Source organism: Paenibacillus sp. CCS19 (assembly GCF_033239625.1).
Taxonomy (GTDB): domain Bacteria; phylum Bacillota; class Bacilli; order Paenibacillales; family Paenibacillaceae; genus Paenibacillus_T.
The window spans coordinates 1-16,451 of sequence record NZ_BTCK01000009.1; the positions used below are offsets into that span (position 1 = coordinate 1).

Here is a 16,451-nt window from a genome sequence, read left to right on the forward strand (position 1 = left end):
TTTTAGTTTTATTTATTGTATCAGGTCGCTCTTGCAGAGTGTCTACTTTTTAGTCTAGCTCCAAAGCTCGGTGAAGTGACGATTGTAGGTGCAGAAACGCACCTTCAATCGTCACTTATGGGAGGTAAAACCGACAAACACACTAATCACCACAACAGTAAGCTGTGCCCAAAGGGCACGCGAGTCCTAGCAGTCATGAATTGATACGCGTCTCTATCTATCCAACGTTATTCCATCCGGGGTCCCGGGGTTGAAAACCCCGGAGGTCCTCCCTAGCAGGGAGGATTTAGGTGGGTAGAGAAAATTGGTTTAAATGGGTTACAGGGGCGAAGCCCTAATGTACTTAGCGGGGTTCAAGGGGCGAAGCCCCTTAATCGGGGTCCAAGGGGCTCCGCCCCTTGAGTCCTCCCTCATAGGGAGGAATTAGGTGGGTAACTTGGCAACAAGCGCGTTGCTATGGTATTGTGGCAGAGGGCTGTTCTTCCTCTAGTAGGCGTTTAGTAGGACGGCTGAAGTGACTGCAACAGGGGGAAATGACAATGAAAACGATTCGATTCGCATTCAGCGGCTTCGGTAATATAGCGAAGACACATATGACAGCGCTTCGTGCGCTGCCGATTATTAAGCAAATACCGGCGCTGCCTGTACTTGATACGATTATTACCCGCAATCCAGACGCAAACCGTGCACAAGCAGAAGCAATCGGCTTCCGCCGGGTTGTGTCCACCGTAGAGGAAGCGGCATCTGACGAGCAAGTTGATGTTATCGATATTTGTTCGCCGAACAATCGCCATGATGCAGATGTACGAGCAGCTATTGCTGGCGGCAAAGCTATTTATTGCGAGAAGCCGATAACGGACCAGTTCCTACAGTCTGAGGCGTTGGAAGCTGCAGTAAATGAATCCGGCCTCATGCAGCAACTTGCATTTACATTCCGCTATCATCCAGCAGCGATGCGAATCCGAGAGCTCGTGCGCGAGCAGGTCGTCGGAGATATTTTGCAATGTAAAATCGCTTATCGCCGTTCCGGCTACTTGAATCCAGAGCGTCCGATCAGCTGGAGGCTGGATAACAAAATGTCTGGCGGCGGCGCGATCAGTGACTTAGGCGTGCATGCGCTTGATTTGTTCCGTTATTGGTTCGGAGATATCGAGCATGCAGAAGGCCGTGTACATACGCATGTCAAGCGTCGTCCATCGGCTGCGGGAAGCAGCGAGTTGGTCGATGTTCACGTAGATGATTGGGCAATTATTCACCTGACGACTTCCTCCGGCATTAATGGTATGGCGGAAGTATCTCGAGTTGCACTAGGCTCGGATGCATTCGACATTCAAATCGTCGGTACGCGCGGTTCGATCACGTGCGATCTGGAACGCGATGCAGTTCCGGCTGTACATTTGTTGAAAGGCAGCCTAGGGGCGCGGCCTGAGCCTTCGTCCTTGGCACTTATTCCAGATGAGAAATCGACGATGGGCTTCTCCGTTGATAATCATTTTGGCGCGCTGCATCACTACATTCTTCGTCTTGCAGGGGACGATCGTTGGTCTGATCTTGCTCCGACGTTGAAGGACGGCGTTATCGTAGAAGGCTGGATCGACCGCATTCTGCAATCGAAGGCAGGCGAAGGTTCGGTATGACAGCACAACTACCACCGATGAAGGGTGTTCTGCTCGATCTCGACGGAACGCTCTATCATGGCAATGTAATGATTCCAGGTGCGGACCGACTGATGCAGCTGTTGATCGATAACGGCGTTCCGTTCCGATATGTGACGAACAATTCTTCTCTTACGCCAGGCGCTTTCGCTGATCGGCTACGCGGGATGGGGCTGCCAGCATCGCCAGAAGACGTCTGTACATCAGCAAGTGCAGCAGCAGAATATGTTGCCTCTATTCATCCCGGAGCGAGAGTATACATCATAGGTGAGACTGGACTGCGTGAAGCGGCGAAGGAAGCAGGTTTGGAGCCTGTAGACAATGCCGCAGATATCGTCTTGCAGGGAATTGACCGCGAATTGACTTATGCGAAGGTAGCAGGCGCTGTGGACCAGCTTCTGAAAGGCGCGAAGTTCGTAATGACGAATCCAGATCTTCTGCTTCCTTCTGAACATGGGCTAATTCCTGGCGCTGGCTCGATTGGCGCGATGATTCAAGCAGCCAGTGGTCAGGCGCCAACTGTAATCGGCAAACCATCGCCGATCTTAATGAATTATGCGCTTAAGCGTCTTGGTGCACGTGCAGATGAAACATGGGTCGTCGGCGACAACCTAGCGACTGACATCGGTGCTGGCAAAGCAGCTGGCTGCGGAACGGCGCTTGTGCTGACCGGTCTAACGACTGCCGAGAACATGGAAACGTACGCAGAGAAGGCGGGCTGCCGTGCTGATGTCGTATGCGCGGATTTGGATGCACTCGGCTCGTATATATTGGAACGAATCAGGCAATAAGAGAAGCAAACGTACGGACAGGAAGGAAGATGATGGATGCCGGAGCTGCCTGAAATGGAAACCTATCGCAAGCTGCTGTCGGAGCGAATTGCCGGCAGAACGATAACAGGCGCTGTCGTAACACGCGACAAAACGATTAATATACCGCCAGAACAGTTCATTGAAGCGGTTACTGGGCGAGTAGTCTGGTTCGTCGAACGCAGAGGCAAGCATTTGCTGCTTCATCTTGATGATGGACGGAGATTAATTATTCATTTGATGCTTGGCGGTTCCCTCTACTTTGGAGATGACGAGGATCGTCCTGATCGTACAGTTCAAGTGGAGCTGTCGTTCGGCGAACAGAAGCTGTTCGGCATCGGATTGCGCCTTGGCTATGTGCATCTAGTAACTGCGAAGGAAGCGATCGAACGCTTCCAAGAGCTTGGTCCAGAGCCGCTGGATACGAGACTGACGGTTGAGAAATTCAAGGAACGGTTCAAAGGCAAACGCGGCGCATTGAAGCCGGCCTTAGTCGACCAGCATACGATCGCTGGCATCGGCAACTGTTATGCGGATGAGATCTGTTTCACTGCATCGATTCGTCCCAATGTGCGAATCCCTGCAATCAAGCAGGAGGATTGGGAGAGACTGTTCCGTGCGATGCAGTCTGTACTGCGTGAAGCAACAGCCTATGGCGGCTATATGGAAGATCCATTCACCCGTGAGGATGCGCTGACTGGCGGCTACAATGAGCGCTGCCGTGTCTATGATCGCGGTGGCGAGCCTTGCGTGCAGTGTGGAACTGCAATTGTACAGGCGGAGGTTGCGACGAAGAAAGTGTTCTTCTGTCCGACCTGCCAGCCAGAAGCATAAGATGAGCTACGGCTGCCATGTAAGCACGCGTGGAGGTTATCGAGCGGCTGCTGTTCGAGCGGCGGAGGCAGGGGCGAGGTCGTTTCAATATTTTCCGAAAAATCCGCGTGGCTTGTCGGTCAAATCGTTCGATCGCGCGGATGCGGAGCGGTGTGCGGCATATTGTGCAGAGAACGGACTGGTGTCTATTGCGCATACGCCGTACCCAACGAATCTGGCAGCCGAAGATTCGGATCAGCGGCGGCGCACGGTTGATTCACTCTTGAACGATCTGGATATCGCTGAGAGCTGCGGCTCAATCGGCGTTGTTGTGCATTTCGGCGTCTATAAGGGACCCGAGCCGCTTGTCGGCTATCAGCATATTATCGCTGCACTCGATGAAGTGACGGCGCGATGGTCCGGCAGGACGAAGCTGCTGATCGAGAATCAAGCAGGCGATCATGCCTTCATGGGAACAACGTTCGAGGAGCTGGCGACGATACGGAAGCTGTGCAAGCTGCCGGAACAGATCGGATTCTGCCTCGATACATGCCACCTGTTCGCCAGCGGCGGTTGGAACGGCGAGCCTCAAGCACCTTGGCTGAGCAAGGCCGCAGATACGGATGTGCTGCCGCATATTGCGGCGATTCATTTTAACGACAGCTTGTTTGACTCAGGGATGAGACGGGATCGGCATGCTGTCATTGGAGAAGGTCGGATCGGAGAAGCAGGATTGCGCTGGATGCTGACGGAGCCTCTACTAACGCATATCCCATTCATATTAGAGACGCCTACGGACGGGACAGGCTCTCATACGAGTCAGTTGACGCGGATGCAGGAATGGGGAGCGAAGCGATGAATCATCTGTTTCTGGACGATTATCGGGCATGTCCCAAAGGCTTCATTCTCGCTCGGAATGCGGATGAATGCAAGCTGATGCTTAAGGAGCTGTCGATTGGCGTTTTGTCGCTCGACTATGATCTTGGATATGGGGAGCCCACGGGACTCGACGTTGTAGAATACATGGTCAGTCAACAGATCTGGCCGCAGGAAGTGTATTTGCACACCTCCAGCGATTATGGCCGGATGCAGATGTATCGGCTTCTGTCACAGCATGCGCCAATGACAACAGAGCTGCATTATGGTCCGATGTCGGATGAAGTGAAGAAGAAGGCCGCGCAGCAAGAGTAGAAGTGCGGAAGATACGGATGTAAGGGGGAACGACGATGATACATATGCAGGATATTACGTTCATTCGCGGTGATCGAACGATATTAAATGGCGTTAACTTTCATGTGCAAAAGGGCGAGCAGTGGGTCATTCTCGGTCGGAACGGATCAGGTAAGACGACTCTGCTTGAGTTTATGAATGGTTATCAATTCCCATCCAGCGGGACGGTTGATGTGCTCGGCAACCGATTCGGTGAATGCGATGTACGCGAGGTTCGTAAGAAGATCGGTTATATCTCGCAATCGCTGATGGAGATGCTGACGCTTCGCGATCCCGTGTGGGAGGTTGTCGCAACCGGAGAATACGCGTTTCTGCGTTTCTATCAGGAAATCCCTGCGGAAGTGAAGGAGAAGGCTCTTCGCTTAATCGATGAGGTAGGCCTGCTGCATACAGCGGAGCAGCCGCTCGCAACCTTGTCGCAAGGCGAACGCAAGAAAATTATGCTGGCGCGTGCATTGATGCAGGATCCGAAGCTTCTCATTATGGACGAGCCATGCTCGGGTCTCGACTTGTTTGAGCGGGAGAAGCTGCTCGTTGATCTGGATAATTTGCGCAAGCGGGATATTACCGTCATCTACGTCACCCATCATATTGAAGAAATTATGCCTTTATTTACGCATGTCGCGCTTGTGAGCGGAGGGCGGATTACAGCCGCAGGTTCGAAGGAAGAAGTGCTGCATCCTTCGGTTCTGAGTGAAGCGTATGAGCTTCCGATTGAAGTCGACTGGCAGCATGGGCGCCCTTGGATTCGCGTGGTGCCTTCGGAGAAGGGAGCCGCAGTGTGAGCAGTGTTACAGAAACCATGCCGGTTACGACATGGATCGGAACATCCAATACAGGTTATGCCCCGTTGGCGATGGAGGAAGTTCGCCGTACGATCGAAGGCGCAGCTGTCCGCATTCTAGCACCAGCTGAGACGTTCATCATCGAAAGTCCGTTAGACCGTGAAGAAACACTGCGACAGCTTCAAATGCAACCGCCAGTATTTCTGCGGCACATTCAGCCAATCGATGGAACGCTAGTTCTGTCAGAGGTCGAAGAGTCAGAAGTCCTTCCTTGGCTGGCAGCAGCGGTAAGTCAAGCCAGCGCTCAGCTTACGGGCAAACGGACTGCCGTGCACGTTCGTCGAGCAGAAGGATGTGCGTACACGCACTCCGTTTTCGATACGAAGACATCGCTTGACGGCGTGTTTCGTGATGTCGGCGCGACGGCGGACCAGCGTAAACCCGAGATTATCGTCTCCATCTACGCCGTGAAGGACCAGCTGTTTTTGGGGATTGGAACGCCCGAGGAGCTTATGTCGGACTGGCCTGGCGGCGCGATTCGGTTTCAACGGGAAGAGGAGCAAATCTCGCGCGCGAAGTTTAAGCTGCTTGAGGCCGAGCGTGCCTTTGGATTGGATTATACGCAATATCGGGAGGCGCTCGATATTGGCGCAGCACCGGGAGGATGGACGTCGCTTCTGCTCGAGAGAGGCGTATCGGTTACAGCCATTGATCCAGGTGCAATGCATCCGTCACTGCGTAATCATCCGAAGCTCACCTATCTGAAGCGTAACGCCTCGGAAGTGAAATTCAAGCCGAACACATTCGACCTGCTCGTATGCGATATGAGTTGGAGTCCGATGCAGATGGTGAAGCTTGTGCTTGATTTGAACGAGTCGTTGACGTATGGCGCGACGGCGATCGTTACGATTAAGCTCATGCACCGCAAGCCGTTGCAGACGATTCGCGATGTAATCGCAAAGCTGGAGTCGGCTTTCATCGTGCACCGAGCGAAGCAATTGTTCCACAATCGTGAGGAAATTACGTTGTTTATGACGAAACAATATTAACAATAGGAAGGCGTGCCACGGATGGTGGTGCGCCTTTCGTTTGTGCAGGGGAAGTGGGCACGTGCAGAAGAGTAGTCGTTGTTATAGCGGCGAGAAAGAACGATTTTACCAGACCGATAACTTCGTTCTAGTATCAAATTCTTATTGATGAAGTAAGGTGCGATATGCTAAAATGCAATTCCATGATTAGGAAGTATTTGTCCCATCCATTTTAATGCACGGAGGACAATAATGCGGCTGTTTCATTTTAGCGGTGAGAGCGATATTGAAGTTTTCTATCCGAGAGTGAAGGCGACGCGGCAGGACATGCCGCCGGTCGTATGGGCGATTGACGAAGAGCATCAATTTACTTTCTATGTCCCGCGAGATTGTCCAAGAATTATTTGCACGCGATCGGGGGATATGTCCGAGGAAGATATCGTCCGTTTCTTCGGCACCACGGCCTCAGACATCGTCATGACGGTCGAAACGGGCTGGTACGAGAGGATCAAGAATGCTGCCTTATTTCGATACGAGCTGCCCTCAGCGACATTCCGCCTATTTGACGAAAGTGCTGGTTACTATATTTCCGAAGAGGTTGTAACACCTGTCGGGATGGATGTCATCACCAATCCGCTCGACATGTTGATCCAACTCAATATTGATATTCGCTTCACGCCTAACCTTCATCCGCTTCGTAACGCCATCCTTGGTTCCACCTTGACTGACTTCGGCATTCATCGTTTTGGCAATGCGGCCCCAATGGCAGCAAGTCATGAAGCGCCTTGAGTAAATCGTTTAGCATGAATAGATTGCATACGATAAACATTGTACAGAACGACTTCTCGACGTTAATGGACATTAAGTGATATGATTAATACTAATACACTATACGACTAGATCGTGCTGGAGGATAGCGGTATTGGTTATGGGTAATAATAATCTTTCTTTTGCAGAGAAAATAGGGCAGCGATTGAAGCAAGTTAGACTTAACAAAGGACTCTCCGCAGTTGAAGTGTGCAAACAACTCAATATCGGTACGTCCTCAATGAGCAACTATGAACGCGGCGAACGGATGCCGAGTTTAGAAATACTGATTAAAATCTCTGAATTGTATGAGATGTCTATAGATGAACTGTTAGGTGTGGGCAAATACGCTAACGATGAAGACGCATGGCTTACGGATGTTAGATTCGCATCAGCCGTGAAGAAGAAAACATTGATGAACATCTGGATCATCCTCAACAAGATGGAAGGTGAGAACCCTGAGATCTGAAGATCAGATTAAACGAATGATCATCCAATTACAGCAGCTCCTTCAGAATATACATAGCGAAGAGAACAGAATCGAATTCGAATCGATTAAAGGTAAAATCGAAATGCTGGAGTGGGTCTTGAATGCGCCTGTAGAGAAGTACCATGTCTGAGTTCGTCTTGCATGGCTTCCTAGAACCAGGTCACTTCATATATTGAGAAGGATAGAACAGGTGTTATTCCTGACTCCCCTAGGAGAGCAGGGGCGTGTAACATCTCTCATTCCTTGAATGTACATCACCGGGAATAATCAACTACGTTGTCGGGTAGTCTTCCCACAGCTCAATCGCATTTCCATCCGGATCATAGATCTTGAATGACAGACCTGCATACTCGGACAACCTGCCTACCTGAATCCCCTTGTCGATGAATTGCTGATAAAGCGCTCGAACATCCTCGTCCACCGTAAAACCGTAAGCGGCTTGATCGCCATTCGAATAGTTGATTTGAGACGTTAAGCCAGTTTCATTAGAATGAGAAACACGCGAATCCCCGTCCTCGACCGCAAATTCCAAACAAATCGGATCTTCAATAATTTGTATTCAATTCAGGAGGCTGAACGAATGACAATGACGATACAACAGCGGTACGGTAGAGAGATTTGGAGACATATTCTTCATTCTGCAGTCGAACACAACCAATTGGTTACGAACCCAGATGATTTAAGCCCAGATACACCTACCGCTAATTTGTTTCCACCTGAAACAGACATCATTCGTTTTAAAGCTTTCATGGTGGACGTGTACAAATATGTCAATAAGTTAACATCCTCCAAGTACGAGATGACTTTCAGCATGGATAGCATATACGTTAATTTCGGCACCTTCAAAGATATATGGATTCACTTCATTCATCGATTGGAAATGGATGAGCGATATCCTGTAGAGGCAAAGCAACCGGATGCTGCAACAATGGGAGTCGTCGTTCCCTTCAGACGTAAATGATAGCAAATAGAGGAGCTGAACAATTTCAAATTGTGCAGCTTTTTTACTTTGTAAAGAACACAAGCGACTCCCGGCACATCGTACCTAAGAGCCGCTTGCAGGTTCTCGAGAGGCAATTGCCACAAGTGCCTTTCCCTCGAGGGAGGTTCTATGCATTTTATACCGCGATATGTTTCTCTCTATACTGCCCCGGCGTAATCCCTTCGGCCTTACGGAACGAGCGGATAAAGTTCTGCGGATTGTTATACTGCAGCTTGGCTGCAATATCCTTGATCGGCATGTTCGTCTCCGCAAGCCATTTCTTCGCCATATTGAGGCGGTACATCGCTAAGTACTCGCTGAACGAATAATTCGTCTCCTTGCGGAAGACGCCGCTCAAGTAGTTAGCGTTATAGTGCAGTGTTGCGGCACATTGCTCGAGCGTCAGATCCGTGTCGTAGTAGCGGCGCACTAACTCGATCATTTTCTCTGACAGGTTATGATACTGCGTGTTCTGCCTGTCATTCAGAATGCCGATGATCGGCTTGATGACGGTCGTCCAGAACCAATCCTCGATCTCGGCAACGATATGAAGATCGAGCATTTCCTCGAACAGAGAGTCATTGCCCTGATGGATCGCCTTCAGACTGATGCCGGATTCCTGCATCACAATCAACAGGTTGTTAAGCAGCCGGCTCATCGGAATCTGATACTCCTGCGGAGGCAGCTCGATCGTGAAGATCGCCTTCATCAACTGATTCAGCAGCGGTTTCGCTTTGTCTGGTTCAGTCAGCTTGATCGCATCCATCAGCTCGTTCTCCAGATGCGTCGGATAAGTTAGGTTAAGATAATGCTTACCCGAGCTGAAGCTTTCATACGGTACGATAATGCCTTCGCCAAGATGAATCCGATGCTTGAGCGCCTCCAGACCTTCGCGATAGGCGACTGCAATCGACGAGACCGAGTGGAAGGGGAGGCTGTGCCCGATACTAATATTCAAGCTCAGCACCGTCGCAATATGCTCCTGCACGCGTACCGCAAGGTCATTCAGACTGTCCTTGAACAACTTCAATTGTTCCGTCTCACTGCCAACAAGCGTAACGATCGTTCCATCGATAAAGACGGGATCGAGTCGATCATCGGCAGGGATAAGCTCTTGCAGCATATTGTGAACGGCGAACTGCAGCAGCTCCATGTCGCTCTTCTTATACCGCGTACCGTCTATGGAGTCGATCTGAACGTTCATAACGACCATGGTTTTCCATTGGGATAACTGCAGTCCATATCCGAATCGGATAAGCCGCTCCTCGACTTCGCTTTGCTTAATCGCCCCTTGGTAAGCCCGCATCAAGTCAAACAGCTTCACTTGCTGGAGATGCTGATTCGCCTCATCCTGCAGTCGTTCATTCGATTGGAACAAATGGTGCATATGCTCGCCGATGACCTGGAACTCATTCGCAAGGCGGCGGCCGGAAGACATGTCATTCGAACGAAGACGAAGCTGCGTCAGCAGCCGCTCGATCGGCGAGTACATGCGGCGAGAGCTTAGCCAAGCAACGATAATCGAGATGATGAGCATGATGAAGCAGACAGTTGCGGTGTACATACCGATTTTGTTCGATTCGCTGGTCAGACTGGCAATCGATGTTGCGGACAGGTAGGTCCAATTGTTCAAATCCGAGCGATGATACGTTATGGCAAAATTGCTTCCGCTCAGCATCAAGCGAAGCTGCCCGTCTGCTGCATTCCACTTAGCAAAGTCCGCCAAGCCTGCATCCGCGGCAGGGTGGCCGATCAGCTTTGGATCAGGATGCAGCAGCAGAAGGCCTTTGCTGTCGATAATAATAATGCTGTCCGATGCATCCGCCTCATCATCAAGCTGCACCATTTGCTGCAGGCTGCATACCGGAATGTTGGCAATTGCGGCACCATAATGCTCGAGGCCGGCAGACGGCCATTTCTTGATTAGACTGATGCTGTAATCACAAGAAGCCATATTCGTGTTTTCTTCGCTGTAGAACCATGTGGTTGGCGTCAGCTTCCAATCGGTATCGTCACTGCTATGAAGGAGTCCTGACAACTCAGGATAATGGTTATACTGCTCGAACGGATACAGCCCGGAGTTCTTCACCATCCAGTTGTAGCGTTCGTTCATAAGAATGACGTCCTCGACCTTCGTGTCGAACGACTGCATGTACCGAATTTCATTCTGAAGGTCGTTATACAGGGCAAAATCGCTTTCGGTCATCTTCTGCTTCATCGCCTTCTGGAAGACGGTGGAATGAATAACCTGATTTAGTGTTTGGTTGACAGTCATTAGCTTTTGCTCTACATTGGAGTTGATTTGACGAATGAGCTGCTGCTTGCCACGATTCACATGAGACTGAATTTCATTCGACGATGTGAAGTAGGAGAAGATGCCAATGAATAATACCGGTAGTGTACTTAACAGAAAACCGTATATCGTCAGCTTGCTCAGAAAAGTAAGCGATTTCAAGTTCATCAGCACCTTGTCTAGAAAATGGTCAGATATGCAGTCCGAAATTTATCCATTTGTGAATGACATTAATAAAATTATGCCAGCATTTGTCTCCTGGAACAAGGGGGAATTAGGACGAATCAGACGGATTCGCTGGAACCAGGCGCGCAATCAGGCAGTGCTAACCGTCTGCTCGGCTAGTCTCTTGCTGGTTTCAACAGGCTGTGCAATGGGCCAAGGCAATGCCCCAACCGCTTCAGCAGCGGAGGATCGACCGACAATTTCGATCATGGCGCCGCTCCATTTTCCAAGCCCGCCGAGTAATGATATAATCGACCGCATCGAGCAACAAACCAATACCAACGTTGAAATCACATGGGTGCCGGACGGCGTGTATTCGGACAAAATGGTCGCAGCGCTGACAACGAACTCGCTGAAAAAAGCAACTTTCGTGAAATTCACCGACTATATCTACATGGCCGATACAATGCGTTCAGGCGTGTTCTGGGATATTGGTCCTTACTTGGATGAATTCGAGAACCTGCGTCATTTGGACCATAATATCATGAAGCAAGCTTCCGTTGATGGTCATATCTACGGCTTATATACGGAACGACCTTCATCGCGGCAAGGTATTATTATTCGCCAAGATTGGCTGGAACACCTTCATCTGAAGCCGCCGACGACCATCGATGAGCTGTATGAGGTGATTCGGCAATTTACGTATAACGATCCTGATGGCGATGGGGTCAAGAATACAATTGGACTAGCAGATCGGAATGATCTGGTGTATGGCGCATTCAAAACGTTGGGTTCTTACTTCGGCGCGCCGAACAATTGGCAGCTGCAGGATGGGAAGTTCGCAGCGGATTTCGAGACACAGGCTTACGTCGACACGATGGATTTCATGCGCAAACTGTATGAGGAGAAGCTGATCAACTCCGATTTTGCAGTGACGAGCAAAGATATTCAGCGCAACCTGCTGATCACAGGAAAAGCCGGCGTCTATATCGGCAGTATATCGGATGCGCAGCGCCTGTCGACGGAAACAGTAGCGGTCAATCCGAAAGCAACCTTCACACTCGTGAATCGGATCGAAGGACCGCAGGGCTATCGGATCTGGTCGATGCCGAATTACAATGGTTTGTATTTGTTCTCCAAGAAAGCAATTAAGACGGAGGATGAACTGCGGGAGATGCTGGCGTACTTCGACCGTTCGATGGAGAAGGATGTAGCGAACATGATGTTGTATGGTCTGGAAGGCCGACACTATGAAGAGCGAAGCGGGATGGCTTATTTACCTGAGTCTACAAGTGAGCTGAGGATTAGTGAGGTTAACGCGCTTTATACGCTCATGATTGCAGATCTTAGTAATCCTAACGTCATGAAGGCGGCACAGAAGGAACCGTTAACGGAGTTGGCTGATCGGCTAGTAGCAGATAATGAGAAATTTCTAGTCAAAGATCCATCGGTTAGCTTGCACTCGAAGACATACGATGAGCATGGACAGGAATTAAACAATATCATTACGGAGGCGACCTATAACTATATGCTTGGTCAGATCGACCTAGAAGGCTTTAAGAATGAGGTGGACAAATGGAAGCGCAGCGGCGGGACGAAGGTCATCGATGAGCTGCAGGAACAGTATGAAGGCATGCAATAAGAACGAGATGAACCCCTGTTGTGCGGATGCACAGCGGGGGTTTTTCCATGAAGAGCAACTTAATTCCGCGTCATTACACCAATGCTCATTAGCTCACAATCCGCGCCGTTACAGGCTTTATGAGCTAATGATTGTTTCGGTAACCGCAACCATCCTTTATCGTAGACCTTGCAACCAACCACAAACAAATTCGGAGGTCTAAGCGCAATGAAGAGAAAATCTTTGTCCATTATGATGAGCGCAATGCTGTCCATCAGCGTATTCATGACAGCGTGCTCCAGTAAAACGGAAGACAAGCCAAGCGATGAGACGCAAGGTACGACGAAGACCGAAACAACGCAGACCGAACAAACAACAGACACGCCGAAAGCGGAAGAGCCGTTCCCGATTACAATTATGCTGCCGCTCAACATCGCAGAGACGCCGCCAGATGTCATTAAGAATGAAGTGGAGAAGCTGACAAACACAAAGCTGACGTATCAATTCTTCCCGGCTGATACGTATGAAGAGAAGCTGACGGCAACGTTCGCAACGGGTTCGCTGCCGCAAGTTACTTATTTGAAGAACCAAGCGACGTTCATGTCGATGAAGGAAGCGATCAAGGACGGTCAGTTCTGGGAGATCGGACCGCTGCTCGGCGAATTCCCGAACCTGAATAAGCTGAAACCGGAAATTCTGAATAATACGAAGGTGGACGACAAGCTGTACTCGCTTTATATCGGACGTCCGCTTGCTCGCCAAGGCATCATTTATCGCAAAGACTGGGCAGATGCACTCGGTTTGAAAGCGCCTGAAACAACGGAAGATCTGTACAACATGATGAAGGCGTTTACGGAAGGCGACCCTGACAAGAACGGCAATAACGATACGATGGGTTTGGCGGATCGTAATGACCTGATCTACGGCGCATTCAAAACCGTTGCTTCCTGGTTCGGTACGCCGAACAACTGGGGCGACAAAGACGGCCAGCTGCTGCCGGAATTCATGTTCCCGCAATACGTCCAGGCGATGGATTACATTAAGAAAATTCATGACGAGAAGCTGATGAACCAAGACTTCCTCGCAACAAGTAAAACAGACCAAACGAGCTTGTTCACGAGCGGCAAAGCTGGCGTATACATCGGCAGCATGCAGGACGTCGATTCGCTCAATAAGGACCTGATCAAGAACGTCCCAACAGCAGTCGTGGAAACTGCGGCGTTGATCAAAGGACCTGAAGGTCAACAATCGACTTGGTCGATCCCTGGCTACAACAACGTCGTTCTGTTCCCGAAATCGGCGATCAAAGACGAAGCCGAACTGAAGAAGATTCTCGGGTTCTTCGACAAAATGATGACGCCAGAAGTAGCGAACGTCATGTACTGGGGCATCGAAGGCGTTCACTACACCGTTCAAGACGGCAAAGCGAAGGTTGCCGATGACAAAGAGAAGGTCGAACGCGAAGTTAAAGGCTACAAAGACAGCGTAATCGGCGAGCCTGAGACGAACGGCATGTACCAGCCGCTCAACACGCTGCCAGCACGTATCCATGCGGATTCGGAGCTGATTCCAGCCAATGAGAAAATCGCAATTGCTGACCCGACGGCAGCGCTTGATTCGGCTACATTCGCTGAGAAAGGCGGCCAGCTGCAAGAAATCATTACGGACGCAACTTACAAGTACATGTATGGCCAGATCGATCAAGCCGGCTTCGAGAAAGCGATCGAAGATTGGAAGAGCCGCGGCGGCCAAGCAATGATCGACGAGTACAACGCATCGAACAAAAAGTGATCTCATTCAGTTCGTGCTTATAACAAATGAGTATCAATGATTAAAAATCGACGGGCTGTTCGGCTTCGGACAGCCCCGATCGCAAGCGAAACAACGTAAGAGGGGGATCAGCATGGAACAAGTCGTTGAGATGTCAGAGATGAAGCCGATGCCTCGCCGCGAACATGCGCTTGCCAAGCGTGTATGGCGTAACAAGTGGCTCTACGTCATGATCGCGCCTGGTGTCTTGTATTTTCTTATTTTCAAATACTTCCCGATGTTCGGCCTCATTATCGCCTTCGAGGATTATAAGCCTTATCCCGGCAAAGGGATTACAGGCAGCGAATGGGTTGGACTCGAGCACTTCCGCAGACTTTTCACTGAGCCTGATTTTCTGAACATTTTGGGCAATACGCTGACCTTGTTTGCACTGAATCTAGTCTTCTTCTTCCCGATACCGATCATCTTATCTTTGATGCTGAATGAGGTTCGACTCTCGATATTTAAACGGACGTTCCAGACGCTCGTTTATCTGCCGCACTTCATGTCATGGGTTATTATCGTTTCGATCAGCTTCGTCATGCTGACGATGGACGGCGGCATTATCAACTCCTTGCTCGAATATTTCGGCTTCAACAAAATCAACTTCCTGCTTAGTCCCGACTGGTTCCGCCCGGTCTATATCCTTCAGGTCATATGGCGTGAAGCCGGATGGGGAACGATTATCTACCTGGCGGCGATCGCATCTATCGATCCGCAGCTGTACGAAGCGGCGCGTATGGACGGTGCCGGACGGCTTCGCCAAATGTGGCATGTCACGCTTCCATCGATCCGCAGCGTCATCGTCGTACTGCTCATTCTGAAGATTGGCGATGTGCTGGAACTTGGCTTCGAACATGTCTATCTGCTGCTTAACTCGATGAACCGTGATGTGGCAGAGATCATTGATACGTATGTGTATACGGCGGGTTTGCGGCAAGGACAATTCAGCTACAGCGCAGCTATCGGACTATTCAAATCCGTTATCGGACTGGTACTTGTGCTGTTCGCGAATCGCCTTGCGAAGCGTATGGGCGAAGAGGGTATCTATTAATCGTTATTATTTAATAAGGAGGCAACCATCATGGTGGAAGATCGGACGTTCGGCAACCGAATGTTCAATGCGATCAACTATTTGCTGCTCACCGTGATCGCACTTATCACGATACTGCCGTTCATCCATATCGTGGCAGGCTCATTCACAACGAATGCGGAGCTTGCGGCGAAGCGATTCGTTCTGATCCCGACGCAGTGGAGCTTTGATGCGTACACGTTTATTTTCTCGACCAATACGATAATGCGGGCAATGGCTGTATCCGTCGGCATCACGTTATTCGGTACATTGTTCAGTATGCTCCTGACATCGCTTATGGCATATGGTCTCGCACGCAAGGACCTTGACGGCCGCCGTTTTCTTAACCTCTTCGTCGTCATTACGATGTTGTTCCATGGCGGTCTTATTCCAACCTTTATCGTTGTCAAAAATCTTGGGCTCATCAACAGCTACGCATCGTTGATTCTGCCCGCTGCGATCAGTGCGTTCAATATGATCATTCTGCGCAGCTTCTTCCAGAATATCCCCGACGGGCTGGAGGAATCCGCTCGCATCGATGGATGCAGCGATTTCGGCACGTTGTTCCGCATCGTACTGCCGTTATCGATGCCGGCGCTGGCTACGATCTCGCTTTTCTATGCGGTAACGTATTGGAATACGTATTCGAACGCGATATTCTATCTGTCCGATAGCGACAAATGGCCGATCCAGGTACTGCTTCGTCAGATCGTCGTTCTCGCAAGCGGCTTCGAATCCGATGCGAGCCTTGACAGTACCGTTCCGCCGCCGGATCAAGCGGTGAAGATGGCCGTTATCGTCGTCTCGACGCTGCCGATTCTGATCGTTTACCCGTTCTTGCAGAAGCATTTTGCGAAGGGCGCACTGGTAGGTTCAATTAAAGGATAACGAG

At 50.2% G+C, this 16,451-nt stretch carries 17 protein-coding genes; 15 read left to right on the top strand and 2 right to left on the bottom strand.

Annotated elements, in window-relative coordinates; genetic code table 11:
* Window positions 1-539 precede the first annotated feature (539 nt).
* The 10 genes from SBI19_RS08770 (at window position 540) to SBI19_RS08815 (ending at window position 7,747) form a co-directional block, all read left to right on the top strand.
* Entirely contained in the window at window positions 540-1,637 is a 1,098-nt protein-coding gene (locus SBI19_RS08770; protein WP_317967111.1) for a Gfo/Idh/MocA family protein, read from the top strand.
* Window positions 1,634-2,446 (top strand): HAD-IIA family hydrolase, encoded by an 813-nt coding sequence (locus SBI19_RS08775; protein WP_317967113.1) that lies wholly within the window; start codon window positions 1,634-1,636, stop codon window positions 2,444-2,446. Before SBI19_RS08770 ends, SBI19_RS08775 begins: the two co-directional genes overlap by 4 nt.
* A gap of 36 nt (window positions 2,447-2,482) precedes the next feature.
* A complete protein-coding gene (gene mutM, locus SBI19_RS08780) occupies window positions 2,483-3,298 on the top strand; it encodes a bifunctional DNA-formamidopyrimidine glycosylase/DNA-(apurinic or apyrimidinic site) lyase (RefSeq protein ID WP_317967115.1) in 816 nt (271 codons plus the stop codon).
* A gap of 1 nt (window position 3,299) precedes the next feature.
* Complete coding sequence (locus SBI19_RS08785; RefSeq protein WP_317967116.1) at window positions 3,300-4,136, top strand: deoxyribonuclease IV; 837 nt, start codon at window positions 3,300-3,302, stop codon at window positions 4,134-4,136.
* Window positions 4,133-4,468: a cyclic-phosphate processing receiver domain-containing protein gene (locus tag SBI19_RS08790; protein WP_317967117.1), complete on the top strand. Its 336-nt coding sequence runs from the start codon at window positions 4,133-4,135 to the stop codon at window positions 4,466-4,468. Before SBI19_RS08785 ends, SBI19_RS08790 begins: the two co-directional genes overlap by 4 nt.
* Before the next feature lie 35 nt (window positions 4,469-4,503).
* The gene (locus SBI19_RS08795) at window positions 4,504-5,292 is read left to right on the top strand and encodes an ABC transporter ATP-binding protein (protein WP_317967118.1); all 789 of its coding nucleotides are present in this window, start codon (window positions 4,504-4,506) and stop codon (window positions 5,290-5,292) included.
* Complete coding sequence (locus tag SBI19_RS08800; protein ID WP_317967119.1) at window positions 5,289-6,341, top strand: SAM-dependent methyltransferase; 1,053 nt, start codon at window positions 5,289-5,291, stop codon at window positions 6,339-6,341. The genes SBI19_RS08795 and SBI19_RS08800 overlap by 4 nt, the downstream gene beginning before the upstream one ends.
* A 231-nt stretch (window positions 6,342-6,572) precedes the next feature.
* Entirely contained in the window at window positions 6,573-7,109 is a 537-nt protein-coding gene (locus SBI19_RS08805) for a DUF6886 family protein (RefSeq protein ID WP_317967120.1), read from the top strand.
* Between the two features lie 139 nt (window positions 7,110-7,248).
* Window positions 7,249-7,596, top strand: coding sequence for a helix-turn-helix domain-containing protein (locus tag SBI19_RS08810; protein WP_317967316.1), 348 nt, complete (start codon window positions 7,249-7,251; stop codon window positions 7,594-7,596).
* Window positions 7,597-7,612: 16 nt separating this feature from the next.
* Complete coding sequence (locus SBI19_RS08815; protein WP_317967122.1) at window positions 7,613-7,747, top strand: hypothetical protein; 135 nt, start codon at window positions 7,613-7,615, stop codon at window positions 7,745-7,747.
* A 141-nt stretch (window positions 7,748-7,888) separates the two neighbouring features.
* Here the strand turns inward: SBI19_RS08815 and SBI19_RS08820 are convergent, their stop codons facing one another.
* Window positions 7,889-8,149 carry a VOC family protein gene (locus tag SBI19_RS08820; RefSeq protein ID WP_317967124.1) on the bottom strand — a complete coding sequence of 87 codons (261 nt, stop codon included), beginning with the start codon at window positions 8,147-8,149 and terminating at the stop codon, window positions 7,889-7,891.
* A gap of 48 nt (window positions 8,150-8,197) precedes the next feature.
* Between SBI19_RS08820 and SBI19_RS08825 the strand changes: the two genes are divergently transcribed.
* Window positions 8,198-8,578: a hypothetical protein gene (locus tag SBI19_RS08825; RefSeq protein WP_317967126.1), complete on the top strand. Its 381-nt coding sequence runs from the start codon at window positions 8,198-8,200 to the stop codon at window positions 8,576-8,578.
* Window positions 8,579-8,735: 157 nt separating this feature from the next.
* On the opposite strand, the gene SBI19_RS08830 is transcribed toward SBI19_RS08825, so the two are convergent.
* Window positions 8,736-11,054: a helix-turn-helix domain-containing protein gene (locus tag SBI19_RS08830; protein WP_317967128.1), complete on the bottom strand. Its 2,319-nt coding sequence runs from the start codon at window positions 11,052-11,054 to the stop codon at window positions 8,736-8,738.
* Between SBI19_RS08830 and SBI19_RS08835 the strand changes: the two genes are divergently transcribed.
* The 4 genes from SBI19_RS08835 (at window position 10,981) to SBI19_RS08850 (ending at window position 16,447) form a co-directional block, all read left to right on the top strand.
* Window positions 10,981-12,699 (top strand): extracellular solute-binding protein, encoded by a 1,719-nt coding sequence (locus SBI19_RS08835; RefSeq protein WP_317967130.1) that lies wholly within the window; start codon window positions 10,981-10,983, stop codon window positions 12,697-12,699. The genes SBI19_RS08830 and SBI19_RS08835 overlap by 74 nt on opposite strands.
* A 207-nt stretch (window positions 12,700-12,906) precedes the next feature.
* A complete protein-coding gene (locus SBI19_RS08840; RefSeq protein ID WP_317967132.1) occupies window positions 12,907-14,469 on the top strand; it encodes an extracellular solute-binding protein in 1,563 nt (520 codons plus the stop codon).
* A gap of 139 nt (window positions 14,470-14,608) precedes the next feature.
* The gene (locus tag SBI19_RS08845; protein WP_483312260.1) at window positions 14,609-15,541 is read left to right on the top strand and encodes an ABC transporter permease; all 933 of its coding nucleotides are present in this window, start codon (window positions 14,609-14,611) and stop codon (window positions 15,539-15,541) included.
* 30 nt (window positions 15,542-15,571) lie between these two features.
* The gene (locus tag SBI19_RS08850) at window positions 15,572-16,447 is read left to right on the top strand and encodes a carbohydrate ABC transporter permease (protein ID WP_317967134.1); all 876 of its coding nucleotides are present in this window, start codon (window positions 15,572-15,574) and stop codon (window positions 16,445-16,447) included.
* Window positions 16,448-16,451: the final 4 nt, after the last annotated feature.

What these genes read in the sequence shown, in the direction of transcription:
- SBI19_RS08770 (WP_317967111.1), top strand. Translation starts at nt 540, where the DNA reads ATGAAAACGATTCGATTCGCATTCAGCGGCTTCGGTAATATAGCGAAG.
- SBI19_RS08775 (WP_317967113.1), top strand. Translation starts at nt 1,634, where the DNA reads ATGACAGCACAACTACCACCGATGAAGGGTGTTCTGCTCGATCTCGAC.
- mutM (WP_317967115.1), top strand. Translation starts at nt 2,483, where the DNA reads ATGCCGGAGCTGCCTGAAATGGAAACCTATCGCAAGCTGCTGTCGGAG.
- SBI19_RS08785 (WP_317967116.1), top strand. Translation starts at nt 3,300, where the DNA reads ATGAGCTACGGCTGCCATGTAAGCACGCGTGGAGGTTATCGAGCGGCT.
- SBI19_RS08790 (WP_317967117.1), top strand. Translation starts at nt 4,133, where the DNA reads ATGAATCATCTGTTTCTGGACGATTATCGGGCATGTCCCAAAGGCTTC.
- SBI19_RS08795 (WP_317967118.1), top strand. Translation starts at nt 4,504, where the DNA reads ATGATACATATGCAGGATATTACGTTCATTCGCGGTGATCGAACGATA.
- SBI19_RS08805 (WP_317967120.1), top strand. Translation starts at nt 6,573, where the DNA reads ATGCGGCTGTTTCATTTTAGCGGTGAGAGCGATATTGAAGTTTTCTAT.
- SBI19_RS08810 (WP_317967316.1), top strand. Translation starts at nt 7,249, where the DNA reads ATGGGTAATAATAATCTTTCTTTTGCAGAGAAAATAGGGCAGCGATTG.
- SBI19_RS08815 (WP_317967122.1), top strand. Translation starts at nt 7,613, where the DNA reads ATGATCATCCAATTACAGCAGCTCCTTCAGAATATACATAGCGAAGAG.
- SBI19_RS08825 (WP_317967126.1), top strand. Translation starts at nt 8,198, where the DNA reads ATGACAATGACGATACAACAGCGGTACGGTAGAGAGATTTGGAGACAT.
- SBI19_RS08835 (WP_317967130.1), top strand. Translation starts at nt 10,981, where the DNA reads ATGAATAATACCGGTAGTGTACTTAACAGAAAACCGTATATCGTCAGC.
- SBI19_RS08840 (WP_317967132.1), top strand. Translation starts at nt 12,907, where the DNA reads ATGAAGAGAAAATCTTTGTCCATTATGATGAGCGCAATGCTGTCCATC.
- SBI19_RS08845 (WP_483312260.1), top strand. Translation starts at nt 14,609, where the DNA reads ATGAAGCCGATGCCTCGCCGCGAACATGCGCTTGCCAAGCGTGTATGG.
- SBI19_RS08850 (WP_317967134.1), top strand. Translation starts at nt 15,572, where the DNA reads ATGGTGGAAGATCGGACGTTCGGCAACCGAATGTTCAATGCGATCAAC.